Genomic DNA, 13,163 nt, shown 5'->3' with positions numbered 1-13,163 from the left:
AAATAAAGGCAGGCAAAAAGCCTGCCAATATATTTTAATAATTATCTCAATAATGATAATACATTTTGTGGTAATTGATTTGATTGTGCCAACATAGCATTTGATGATTGTAATAATATCTGTTCTCTTGTGAAACTCATCATTTCTTTCGCCATATCAACATCTCTAATTCTTGATTCTGCTGCTGTTAAGTTTTCACTTGCTACACTTAAGTTATTTACTGTATGTTCCAATCTGTTCTGATATGCTCCAAACTGTGCTCTTAAACTTGAAACTGCTTTTATAGCACCATCTATCTTTGAAATAGACGTTTGTGCATTTGCATTTGAAGATATATCTAAACCATTTATAGTTAAAACAGTGGAAGAAACAGCTTGAGATTTTACATTTAAAACAAGATTTGATGATTTATCCGGTCCTATCTGTAAACTAAATGATTTATTTGCAGCAAATAATGAACTACCATTGAATTTAGTTGTTGATCCTATTCTATCTATTTCTTTTTGTAATTGAGTTATTTCTTTTGCCAATGCACTTCTATCTTCTGTGTTGTTTGTATCATTTGCAGCCTGTACTGATATTTCTCTCATTCTTTGAAGCATTGAATGTACCTCTGTTAATGCTCCTTCTGCTGTCTGTATCAATGATATTCCATCTTGTGCATTCTTTGTTGCCATATCATATCCTTTTATCTGTGCTCTCATTTTTTCTGATATAGCTAATCCTGCAGCATCGTCTCCAGCTCTGTTAATTCTTAATCCTGAACTCAATTTTTCTAATGATTTTCCCATTCCTGAATTTGCATTTCCTAAATTTCTCCATGCGTTTAATGCATTTAAATTATGATTTATTCTCATAATTCCACCTCCATGTAATTAATTATTATTTAACCCTTCCTTGGGTCAGCTATATTTTTTATCTCAACAATGATAATACATTTTGTGGTAATTGATTTGATTGTGCCAACATAGCATTTGATGATTGTAATAATATCTGTTCTCTTGTGAAACTCATCATTTCTTTCGCCATATCAACATCTCTAATTCTTGATTCTGCTGCTGTTAAGTTTTCACTTGCTACACTTAAGTTATTTACTGTATGTTCCAATCTGTTCTGATATGCTCCAAATTGTGCTCTTAAACTTGAAACAACTTTTATTGCATTTTCTATACTTGCTATAGCATTTTGTGCAGCTGTATTAGAAGTTATTGAAATAGCACTTATTGTAAGAGTAGCTGTTGTAACAGCTTGAGATTTTACATTTAAAACGAGGTCTGATGATTTATCTGGACCTATCTGTAAATTGAATGATTTATTTGCAGCAAATAATGAACTACCATTAAATTTAGTTGTTGATCCTATTCTGTTTATTTCTTTTTGTAATTGAGCTATTTCTTTTGCCAATGCACTTCTATCTTCTGTGTTGTTTGTATCATTTGCAGCCTGTACTGATATTTCTCTCATTCTTTGAAGCATTGAATGTACCTCTGTTAACGCTCCTTCTGCTGTCTGTATCAATGATATTCCATCTTGTGCATTCTTTGTTGCCATATCATATCCTTTTATCTGTGCTCTCATCTTTTCTGATATAGCCAATCCTGCAGCATCGTCTCCAGCTCTGTTAATTCTTAATCCTGAACTCAATTTTTCTAATGATTTTCCCATTCCTGAATTTGCATTTCCTAAGTTTCTCCATGCGTTTAATGCATTTAAATTATGATTTATTCTCATAATTCCACCTCCATGTTTTTTTTATGCCCTTCCATGGGCTAATATTTTTTATCTCCGGCCAGAGAACTTCATAGTATTATCGTTCTTTTTATTATTTACTTTAGATTTTTCATGAATAAAATTATTTAATTCTAATAAAGATAGTCTGGAAAACTAAGTACGCTGTTAATCCATAGTTAAGCAAAAAACATCAATATTCATCATAAAACCACCTTGGATAAAATCTATTAATTTTTTTAGGCAGAAATTGAGGAATTGCTATATCACCATCAACATGAATTGCAAAAGACTTTTTCGATATACTCTTAAATCCTGGCTTTATATAAAAACATAATCTTCTGCCGTTAGAAGTTATGGAATAAATACATTTAATATCTTTTAAACTATTATCCCAATGTGTACCATGATGTGGGATTATCAACGTATAAAACTTCTTTTTACCTGCTGCTATCAAATCACCTATTACTTTTTTTATTTCTTGGTGCTCCAGATCTCCTAAAAACAATAACCCACCATCACCTAATAAAGTAAGACTTAAATGATTTGCTACTTTCTTAAGAGAATCATTTGCTCTCTTGAAAATGTCTGGTAATTTTTTCTTTTCATATTCTTTTTTTACTAGTTCATTGACATTTTTAGAATGGTCTCTTTCTTCTGTAAATTTTCGTTGGCTTTCTTCAAAATATTTCCTAAATAGGCCTTCTGATTTTACACGTTCATATAGTTCTTTTAGTTTTTTATCCTCTTCCATTTCCATTGCTTTATTAAAATCATTTATTACATCCCTTCAGCCTTCGTTTCTTTTCCATCAATTTCCATTGGTGGCCATAAAACCTCAAATGATGTTTCATCTATATTTATTACATCCCCTTTAGAGAAAGGCTTGTATTTAAAAGGTCTTCCTCTGTTTATTCTTGATATCGCTTTCAAAAAATCATATTCCATAATACCTGTTTCGTTCCCAAAGAGTCTAAGGTTCATTGTAAATAAACAGGTCATAAATTTATCTTTTTTTGGAAAATTAGGAATTTTGGGATAATAGACTTCCTTTATTCCCCACGTATAAGAAAAAGAACTTTTGGAAGAAGCAAACATAAGACCATTGTAATGATCCTTATGAAAGTGAAAAAGCATAAAAACATCAGGGTTATAAAAACGATTGTAAAGATTCATAAGACCTCTTAATGCAACTTCACTGCCTTGTTTACTACCACAGTCAATTTGAATTGTTTTCCCAAAAAATGTGTCTATAGCCATACACAAACCATCACCAACATCAGATACATACATTGACCTCATCCAAACCCTCTAAGTTCTAAAATTTTAAAGACTTCAGAACATTAATGTAAAAAATTCTTAATACCTTCAATATTGATTATTTACTTTAATTCTTAACTTCATACAAGATATTATTTATGAGAGGTATAAAAACGTTGAAAAAAATATTTGATTATCCCCACCAATAAAAGCAATAAAATTAGATTCAAATACCTTTAATAGAATTTTTTTAATCCATAATATCCCTCTAATCAATATAATTTTTCTCATAAAAATCTAAATACTCGCCACTTATAACAGATTCCATCCACTCTTTATTATTCAAATACCAATCTATAGTCATTTTTATTCCTTGTTCAAACATAATAGTTGGTTCCCAATTAAGCTCTTCTTTTATTTTAGTTGGATCTATTCCATATCTTCTATCATGTCCAAGTCTATCTTTTACATATTTTATTAAATCTTCATTTATTTTTTTATCTCCTGTTTTTTCTTGAAGATAATTTATTATAGTCTTTACTATTTCTATATTTTCTTTTTCATTATGTCCGCCTATATTATATACTTCGCCTTTTTTACCCTTATCATATACCATATCTATTGCTTGACAATGATCTTCTACATATAACCAATCTCTTATCTGCTTGCCATCGCCGTATATCGGTAATTCTTTATGATTTAAAGCATTATTTATTATTAATGGTATTAATTTTTCGGGAAATTGATATGGTCCGTAATTATTTGAACATCTCGTTATATTTACATTTATTCCATAGGTATCATGATATGCTTTTACTATAAGATCTGCACTCGTTTTACTTGCTGAATATGGACTATGTGGATCTAAAGGTGTTTTTTCTGTAAAAAATCCTGTTGAACCAAGGGCACCATATACCTCATCTGTTGATACTTGTAAATATTTATTTCCTTCTTTATAATTTTTCTTAAATATATCTAATAAATTTTGTGTTCCCAATATATTTGTTTTTAAAAATATTTGAGGATCATGTATAGATCTATCTACATGAGATTCTGCTGCAAAATTTATTATTCCATCTATTTCATAATCTTCATATATTTTTTGTACTGTTTTTTGATCAGTAATATCGCCTTTTATAAAGCTAAATCTACTTTTTTCTTCTTCTGTAAGTTTAGATAGATTGTCTATGTTTCCTGCATATGTTAGACTATCTAATCCGATTATTTTTCTATCTATATGTTTTCTTAGGTAATAGTATACAAAGTTGCTTCCTATGAATCCTGCTACCCCTGTTACTAATAGTGTCATTTTATATCACCTGCTATATCTAAGATATATTTACCATATTCTGTTTTTTCATATTCTTTTCCAATTTCAATCAATTGCTCTTTGCTTACCCATTTATTTCTATATGCAATTTCTTCAAGACAAGAAATATATAACCCTGTTCTTTTTTGTATTGTTCTAACAAATTCTGATGCATTAGCAAGGCCATCATATGTTCCGGTGTCTAACCAAGCAACTCCTCTTCCCAAAACCTCTACATTCAATTCATTTTCTTCTAAATATATTCTATTCAAATCTGTTATTTCTAACTCTCCTCTATCTGAGGGTTTAAGATTTTTTGCTTTTTCTACAACAGAATTATCATAATAATATAAACCTGGTATTGCATATTTTGATTTTGGTTTTTCAGGTTTTTCTTCTAAACTAATCGCTTTATTATTTTCATCAAATTCAACTACTCCAAATGATTTAGGATTATTAACATAATAACCAAAAATTGTAGCACCTTTTTCAAAGTCAGCAGCTTTTTTTAATTTTGGTACAAAATCTTGACCATAGAAAATATTGTCTCCCAATATTAAAGCGACATCATCATTTCCTATAAAATCTTCACCTACAATAAATGCATCTGCAAGCCCTCTTGGATTTTTCTGTATTTTATACTCTATTTTCATTCCTAATTTAGATCCTTTTTCAAATAAATTTTTATATAAATCAATATATTCTGGATTTGAAATTATTAAAACTTCTTTTATTCCTGATAACATCAATACTGATAAAGGATAATATATCATAGGTTTATCGTATATTGGCAATAATTGCTTACTTATTCCTTTTGTAATTGGATATAGTCGCGTTCCACTTCCCCCTGCTAAGATAATACCTTTCACATTATCACCTCATTTAAATATTTATTATAATATCACATATTCTATCTACGTCTGATAATTCTAAATCAGCATATAATGGCAAAGTCAATATTCTATCTGCCACATATTTTGCAATAGGTGTTTTATTTACATCAAATCTGTCCTTATAACATTCTATATTATTTGTCAACGGAAAAAAATATTTTCTTGCCATAATGTTGCTTTTCTTTAATTCTTCAAAAACTTCATCTCTATTTGCCTTGTATCCATCAAATAAAACTGGGAAATAGGCATAATTATTTTTTATATTTTCTTTTTCTTCATTTAATTTTATTCCTTTAATATCTGAAAGCCTTTCTCTATATCTTTCTACTACTTTTTTTCTTTTTTTAATTTCATCGTCAATATGTTTCATATTGCATAATCCCATAGCAGCATGAATTTCGGTCATTTTTGCATTTGTTCCTATATCAATAATTTCATGTTTTTGATTCATCCCAAATTGTCTTAAACTTCCAAATTTGTTATAAAGGTTATCATCTTTAAAAGTAACTCCACCACCTTCAACTGTATGAAACACTTTTGTGGCATGAAAACTAAACATAGAAGCGTCTCCAAGATTAGATACATTTATTCCATCTACCGTTTCTCCAAATGCATGTGCTGCATCATATATTACTTTTAAATTATATTTTTTTGCTATTCTTTCTATTTCCTTATAATCACAAATATTCCCATATACATGAACAGGAAGAATTGCAGAGGTTTTCTCTGTTACTAGCTCTTCAATTTTAGAAGCATCTATTGTATAATCATCTTTTTTTATATCACAAAAAACAGGATCCAATCCATTTCTTACAATAGCATGGGTTGTAGAAATAAAAGTAAAAGGAGTAGTTATAACTTCTCCTTTTACTTCAAGAGCTAAAATTGAAAGTTCTAAGGCTAAATGCCCGTTTGTAAAAAGAGCAATTTTATCAACGTTCAAATAATTGCTTAATGCTTTTTCTAACCGATTATGCTTGGGACCTGTATGAGTTAAATATCTAGTATCCCATAAATCTTTTATTTCATTTATATATTCACTATATGGAGGCATAGAAGGTTTTACTAATGGTATTATTTTATCTTTCATATATATCTCCCTTGTTTTTATCAAATGCTTGTTCAATTAATTTACTTTGAATTATTATTTTTTTAAAATTTTCTTCTCTTATACTTTTATTAATGATTGTATTATAAAAAAAATCTATTGAATTTGAAAATTGATCTTCTTCTTCCACTGTTATTGTTTTATTTTGTTTATTATTTTTTATATAAATTTTTGGATTATAATTTTCTGGAGCAGTAAAAATTCTATCAGTATAAATAGTTCCTTCACTTCCCCAAATTTCCAACTCACATTTATAAGAGTTATCCATTCCAAAAGAAATGCTAGAAACAATATTATTTTTGTTCTTTAATAAGACATTTCCAAATAAATCTACTTCAAAATCTTTTTTATTTAAAACAGAAGAAACAATTTCAACATCCTCTCCTAATATTTCTGAAGATACTTTTATAGGATATCCACCACAATCTAATAAAGCTCCACCACCTAATACTCTTTTATACCTAAAATCATTTTTACCTCTAAATGGAAACGCAAAATTTGTAGTTATTTTTCTTATATCTCCTATGGTATTTTCTTTTATTAATGACTTAATTATAAATAATTGCTTATGATAAACAAAAGCATAGTTTTCATGTATAGATAGATTTTTTTCTAAAGCTAAATCTATTAAATTTAAAGTATCTTTATAATTTATAGTTGAAGGTTTTTCTAAAAAAACATGTTTATTTTTTTCTAATATTTTCTTTGCCCAATAATAATGTAAAGCAGGCGGTAAAGGAACATATATTGCTTCTATTTTTTTCGAATTAATTATTTTTTCAAAACTATTATAAATATTACCTCCATACTCATCAACTATTTCTTTAGCTGTTTCTAAAGATTTTTTTATGTTTTCGTTTAAATTAACATCTTTAAGTAAAACATTTCTCTCTTTTTCGTTGGCTACAGCTATTCCTATAAATTCAAAAAAATTATTTTTTTTCAAAGCTGGCAAAAACTTTCTTCGATTTATATTTGATGTTGATAATATTCCCATTTTTAGTTTTTTCATACTTAACCCTCCAATAAAGATATGAGATTCCTTAATTGAATATTGATCAAATTATTAGTTTGTATCATTTTATTTAAAGTAATAAAATCAATTATATGATATTCTTTTGGAAGATAAATTTTATTTAATTCATTTTTGTCTATTTTCATTATAATGTTTAAATTTTGTTCTTGATAAAACCTTCCACCTTCTTCTGAAAGTAATACTTTTGCTATTATTCCAGAATTTCGAATTAAATTTTGTTCAAATAATTTTTCAATATTATCTTCAAAATTATCATTAAATTCTTTTTGTATTGTTGGTCCTAACTCAACATAATCAAAACAACCAATTTCTGGTTTTTCTTTTATAATAAAATGAATAACTCCGTCTTCTTCAAAAAAAACCAAACCAAAAGTAGCTTTCCCTTTAGCTTTAAAAAGTGGTTGCGTCCAATTATAAACTTCTCTACCTTGTATTGTTATATCTGCAAAAATAACTTCAAACGGATATTTATTTTCAATATCTTGAAATTTTCCATGTTCCATTTTCCAGTTATTTAAAGAATAAAGATCTGTTAATCTTATACTATAATTATTAAACATTTTTTTGTTGTTTAAACTATAATATATTTTTTTTATTTTTTCATGATTTATTTTTAGATTTAATTGATTTAAAAAAATACTATTATTTATATCTTCTGTAAATTTTTCTCTTTTTAACGTAGAATAAGGTATACAAGAAAGCACTGTCCTTGTATCCATATTAACTAAATTATCATATTTCATTAGCTTTTTAATTTGGCCTAATGTAAACCATCGAAAGTTTTCAGATTCCTTTATATGATCTTTTATGTATAATATTACATTTCTGTTTCTTTTTTTATAAAATCTCGATGATTGTTCCGATTGTATTTGGTCTACTATGATTTCATATTTTTCAGAGTTTATAAAATATTCTAAAAAGGCTGGTTTTTTACCCCCATGTTTTTGCAAAAAATTACTTTTTGTGGCTTGAATAGTTGGAGAAATTTGAACTTTATTAATATTGCCAGGTTCAATTTTTGCCTGCATTAAAAAATGTAAAACTCCATTTATTTTTGAAGTAATTATACCTAAATAACCTATTTCATCCTGTATGATAATAGGATGAGATTCTAATAGTTTACCTAATTTGTATTTTTCTATACCTTTAATAGAAAAAAAACTATTATTTTTATTTCTTATAGCTCCTTCTTTCTTATCATAAAACCAATAGTTACTATCCTCAAGTTTAATTTCTTTGATATCAACATAAGTAGTTTTGTTTTTTTCATTAATCCATTTTAACAAATATTTGGTTTTATTATAAGTTTTCGCTGTATTTAAAGATTTAATATAATCATTTAAAGTAATCATAGTCTTTTAATCATCCTTATTTAATTGAACTTTTATATAAACTTTATTACCCTCGTCATCATAAGAATATATGTTAATCATCAAATAACTTCATAACTCTAATTTTTTGTGAAATTTCATTAATTTACTTAATTCAACTAAATCTTTTTATAAATTATTCTAAATAATCATGTTTAATTTCCATATTGGTTAACCAATGAGTATCCCATAAATCTTTTATTTCTTCTACATATTCATCTAAATTGGGCATAGATGATTTTGTAACTAATATTTTTTTATTCATTTAATCAGTCCTTAATATCTGGCAAAATAAAATATTTTGTAATATCAGCATTTATTATTTTCACTTTATTCCCTTCTACTTTTATCTTTTTATTTTCCAATAATTTATCAAGATTAAATAACATCTCTATTTGTAAATCTAAAATAAAATCATAACCATTTTTATAAAAAGCTTCTGACGAAATAACACTTTGCAAAATGATAGGCCCTGTATCAATTCCTTCATCTATAAAATGAGCAGTATTTCCTAAAATAGAAGCATTATCATTTATAGCTTTATCAATGGCGTTTCTTCCAGGATAATTTGGCAAAATAGAAGGATGAAAATTTATTATTTTATTTTTATACTCTTTTAAAATTTTTCCTTTTAATATGTGATCTCCGAAAGAAAAACAATAATCTATTTTATTTTTTTTCATCAGCCTGAGTAAATTATCAGAATTTTTTAAGTTTCTGTCTGGTTTTTCTAATTCATAAAAGTCTTTTAAAATATATAAAATACTCTTATCTTCTAAGATTTCTTTTAAATATCTATTATCTTTACTATCAGAGTAAACAAATTTTATTTTTTTTATAAAATTTTTATTTGCGTATTTAATTATTTTATAAAGCCTACTAGCCTTGCCAGAAACATAAAAACAATAATTCATAATATAGTCCCCATTTCTATTCTAAAGTATATTTTTCTAGCATATCTTTTATTTCCTCTTTTGAATTAAACATCATTACATCTATTATAGATAGATTTGGAATAAATTCATTGTTGAATTGTTTATACTTTATATCATTTGTTTTTATAAAATTTAATTTTATCTCTTCTTTTTTAAAATCTTCTTTATTATATAGTTCTGTTCCACCTATAGGGTTTATATAATGATCAGCTTCCATTTTTTTACATGTTTCAATAACTCTCTCTTCAGCTTTTAAATTATGGTTCATTTCTATTTCAGAAGAGATTATTATTTCTGTTTTTATCCCTAGATATTCTTTGATAATACGTAATGAATTTAATAAATAATTAAATAAATTTTTATCTTCAAAATCAAGTATTTTAATTAATAATGGTTCTATTTTTTTATAATAAGGAGCTTTTTTATATGCTTCTTTTACCTGATTTTTAATTTTACTTTTTTCATTTTCATATCTCTCAGATAAGAATCTTTCTTTTATATCTAAAAAATCAGAATCTTTTTTTATGGGTAGGGTTATCATTTTATCTGTATTGTTCATCAATATTCTATTTCTTCTTATCCAGCCTCTTTTAGTATATTGAATATTGTCATATACAACAAACCTATCTACTTTATTCATTAATTGCCAATATCCAATATATGGTAAAAAATATGGTTGCATAATTCCTATCTTCATTTATAAAACTCCAATTCTTTTTAAATGTTCTTTTATTTCATAAAAATTGTTTTTCGCCATTTGTTTAACTTCTTCTATCTTAAAATTAAGATGTTGATTTATTTTATCTTTATTATCTAATAGCTTTTCAATTTTTTGTATCAAATCATTTTCTTTGCTTGGATCAGCTACATAGTTTTCCATTTCACACACTTTAGCGAAACCTTTTAATTTATGGGCTTTTGGTTCATGCCCATAATCTATTATAACTGTTGGTATTTTTTGTGATAAAGCTGCAACTGCAGCATGTACTCTTCCACTTATCATTAAATCTAAATTACCAATAATTCCCTTAGTTGTCCAAGCATCATATACTCCATCAATAGTTTGAATATTTTTAGCTGTGCCTCTATCTTTAAGTATTTTTTCTAATTGTTTTATAATAGGATAATCTCTTCCATGCTGTAATTTAAATTTTTTAGGTGGAATAGGAAATCCATTAGAATGTGACATCAAAATTATATTTACATCATATTTATTAGCTATATGTTCAATTGATTTAGCAAATGTTATATAATCTTTATCATCTCTTGGCCATTTGTCAAAAGGTCCTTGTTCAAAATTCCAGCCACAAATTACAAAACCTATATTTAATTTTGATTTATCAAATATGTTTTTTACTTCTTCTTTTTCTTTAGCTTTTTCTATATTTATTGGTTCAAATAAAAATGCTGGACAAGCTAAATCACTTGTATTATTAGTATTAAAACCTTCTCTTTTAATTATATCTGAACTTATAGGTTCTCTATTTGTTACTAAGTCAAATCCTTCATATACTTTTTTTGCTAAATCTTTAGTTTTGATATCCTTAAATGGACCAGGAGAACCAGCTATCATATAAGTAGGCTTTAATTTTTGAGCTATTAAATCCTTATATAAACCGACTTCAAATCTATCTTTTCCCAAAAAATTGGCGTTATCTCCCCAAATATCGCCACTAAAATCTATGACTATGTCAGATTCTAAAACTTCTTTTATGTATGGTGTTATTTCTTGAAATTTTCCATTCTTTAAATAATCCTCTACCAAAGTTAATTCATATTTTGCTAATTCTAAATTATTACTTTTGTTAAAGCCATAATATAGATCTATCGGTAAACTTTCAACTTTCTCATCTTTACAAAATCTTTTTGACATTTGTAGTGTTGTTTTTATTTCAGAATTCTCAAAAGTTTTATGAAGCTCTCTAATGAATGGTTCTATGATGTAATAATTACCTATATTTCCAAATTCCATTCTTCCCCAGTGTAAAGTTGTTTGGCCTATTATCAATATTCTCATTTCTAACTTCCTTTCTATCAATAATTATTTTTGTTATCAAAAAAATCTTTCCATAACTTAAATCTTGTTTCAAAAGAATATTCTTCTTCAATAATAGCACTATTAATATTTTTATCGCTTTCATTAATTTCTATTAAATCATTATATGTCATTTGATAAATATCATAAGTATTCCAAACTATTAAATTTTTTTCTTTTAGAGTTTTCCAAGAAGTAGTATCATTTTTTAAGAAAACTTTTTTACCAAGAAATAATAAATATAAAATATTCCCAAAAGCTTGTTGCCTGTCGTGATTAAAAATAGCTAAATCTACTGAACTTAAAAACTTACCATATTCTTGAGGGGGTAAAAAATTCTTTAAGTAATTAAATTTTTTACCAAAAATATCTTTTCCGGTTTCAATTACTTTTTCAATATAATTTTTACTTCCTCCATAAGATAGTGGCGTTATTATTTCAATATTTTCATTTTTGAATTTTGATAAAATATTCAACATTTCTATATGTTTGTTACTTGGATCACCCGAATTCCCTAATTGTATTCTAAGGTTACAAGATGATCTTTTTTTATTTTTTAATCGTTTAAGGAATTTATAATCTATTAAATTAGGATATAATAATAAATATTTTTTTGCATTAATTTTATACCATTTTTTTGCTAATTCAAAGTCATACTCAGAGGTTACAGTAATAATATTAACAATTTTTTTTAGAATTTTTTTTCTAACAAATTCAAATAAATCAGAATTAAAATTATTTTTTCTAAATTTATAATAATATAAATCACCACCCCAAATAAACCAATATACTTTTTTAAAATCAATTTTTTCTTCATTTAAAAATAAATAATACATAACTTCATAATTAAAAATTCCATGTAGAAGTATTTTTTCATAGTTTGTCGCTAATAATCTTATAGATTCAATATTATTAATGACATAATAATCATCAGTAAAAACATCATTACTAATAATAATAAATTTATGATCTTCCTTTGTAAAATTCTCATTTATAAATTCAATATATTTTTTTGAAATAGGGCTATCAATCATAAAATGTAAGTATTTAACCTTTTTATTTAAATCATTGATTTTAAATTTAGCACTTGAATAATAATCTATCTTTTTTAATTGTGTAAAATCTCTTTGTTCAAATTCAATATAAGAAAGTAGATAAAAAATTTTTTCATCCTTATTATTTAAGTTCATTAAAATATTCCATGATATTTTAAACATACTTTTTTTATAATAACAGAGAGCTAAATTATAATAAATATCATTATTTTTTTCTATAGATAATGCTTTTTTAAAAAAACGAATTGCAAGCTCTATATTTTCAGTTTGGAAGAGAATTATACCCTTTAAATTATACTTCTCCCACTTTGAATTATTTATCTTCTCTATTTCGGTTAAAGCATCTTTATATTGAGCGTTTTCTATCATTTCTATAATATTTTCATACATAAAATTTTACCTCCACAATAATTTATTTTCATAATATTAATCGT

General features: G+C 25.9%; 13 protein-coding genes and 1 pseudogene. All 14 read right to left on the bottom strand.

Annotated elements, in window-relative coordinates; translation table 11 throughout:
• Window positions 1-41 precede the first annotated feature (41 nt).
• Window positions 42-857, bottom strand: a complete 816-nt coding sequence (locus tag C7380_RS02885) for a flagellin N-terminal helical domain-containing protein (RefSeq protein WP_109603983.1) — start codon at window positions 855-857, stop codon at window positions 42-44.
• 58 nt (window positions 858-915) lie between these two features.
• A complete protein-coding gene (locus tag C7380_RS02880; protein WP_109603982.1) occupies window positions 916-1,731 on the bottom strand; it encodes a flagellin N-terminal helical domain-containing protein in 816 nt (271 codons plus the stop codon).
• Between the two features lie 190 nt (window positions 1,732-1,921).
• Window positions 1,922-2,482, bottom strand: a complete 561-nt coding sequence (locus tag C7380_RS02875) for a hypothetical protein (RefSeq protein ID WP_146192147.1) — start codon at window positions 2,480-2,482, stop codon at window positions 1,922-1,924.
• 26 nt (window positions 2,483-2,508) lie between these two features.
• On the bottom strand, window positions 2,509-3,030 hold the full coding sequence (locus C7380_RS02870; protein ID WP_109603980.1) for a ComEC/Rec2 family competence protein: 522 nt from the start codon (window positions 3,028-3,030) through the stop codon (window positions 2,509-2,511).
• 226 nt (window positions 3,031-3,256) lie between these two features.
• On the bottom strand, window positions 3,257-4,297 hold the full coding sequence (gene rfbB, locus C7380_RS02865) for a dTDP-glucose 4,6-dehydratase (protein ID WP_109603979.1): 1,041 nt from the start codon (window positions 4,295-4,297) through the stop codon (window positions 3,257-3,259).
• A complete protein-coding gene (rfbA, locus tag C7380_RS02860; protein WP_109603978.1) occupies window positions 4,294-5,166 on the bottom strand; it encodes a glucose-1-phosphate thymidylyltransferase RfbA in 873 nt (290 codons plus the stop codon). The genes rfbB and rfbA overlap by 4 nt, the downstream gene beginning before the upstream one ends.
• Before the next feature lie 13 nt (window positions 5,167-5,179).
• On the bottom strand, window positions 5,180-6,280 hold the full coding sequence (locus C7380_RS02855; RefSeq protein WP_109603977.1) for a DegT/DnrJ/EryC1/StrS family aminotransferase: 1,101 nt from the start codon (window positions 6,278-6,280) through the stop codon (window positions 5,180-5,182).
• Complete coding sequence (locus C7380_RS02850) at window positions 6,270-7,310, bottom strand: Gfo/Idh/MocA family protein (RefSeq protein WP_109603976.1); 1,041 nt, start codon at window positions 7,308-7,310, stop codon at window positions 6,270-6,272. The genes C7380_RS02855 and C7380_RS02850 overlap by 11 nt, the downstream gene beginning before the upstream one ends.
• Window positions 7,311-7,312: 2 nt before the next feature.
• The gene (locus C7380_RS02845) at window positions 7,313-8,686 is read right to left on the bottom strand and encodes an NDP-hexose 2,3-dehydratase family protein (RefSeq protein ID WP_109603975.1); all 1,374 of its coding nucleotides are present in this window, start codon (window positions 8,684-8,686) and stop codon (window positions 7,313-7,315) included.
• A gap of 157 nt (window positions 8,687-8,843) precedes the next feature.
• Window positions 8,844-8,969: pseudogene (locus C7380_RS13740) on the bottom strand (DegT/DnrJ/EryC1/StrS family aminotransferase); the annotation flags it as partial.
• Between the two features lie 4 nt (window positions 8,970-8,973).
• Window positions 8,974-9,618, bottom strand: a complete 645-nt coding sequence (locus C7380_RS02835) for a formyltransferase family protein (protein WP_109603974.1) — start codon at window positions 9,616-9,618, stop codon at window positions 8,974-8,976.
• Window positions 9,619-9,634: 16 nt separating this feature from the next.
• A complete protein-coding gene (locus C7380_RS02830) occupies window positions 9,635-10,336 on the bottom strand; it encodes a WbqC family protein (RefSeq protein ID WP_109603973.1) in 702 nt (233 codons plus the stop codon).
• Entirely contained in the window at window positions 10,337-11,656 is a 1,320-nt protein-coding gene (locus C7380_RS02825) for a polysaccharide pyruvyl transferase family protein (protein ID WP_206050496.1), read from the bottom strand. It lies immediately after the preceding gene.
• A gap of 17 nt (window positions 11,657-11,673) precedes the next feature.
• Window positions 11,674-13,119 (bottom strand): TDP-N-acetylfucosamine:lipid II N-acetylfucosaminyltransferase family protein, encoded by a 1,446-nt coding sequence (locus tag C7380_RS02820; RefSeq protein ID WP_109603972.1) that lies wholly within the window; start codon window positions 13,117-13,119, stop codon window positions 11,674-11,676.
• Window positions 13,120-13,163: the final 44 nt, after the last annotated feature.

The organism is Oceanotoga teriensis (assembly GCF_003148465.1).
Classification (GTDB): Bacteria; Thermotogota; Thermotogae; order Petrotogales; family Petrotogaceae; genus Oceanotoga; species Oceanotoga teriensis.
Note: the sequence above shows the minus strand (reverse complement) of the source record. Positions and strands in the feature narration are given on the sequence as shown.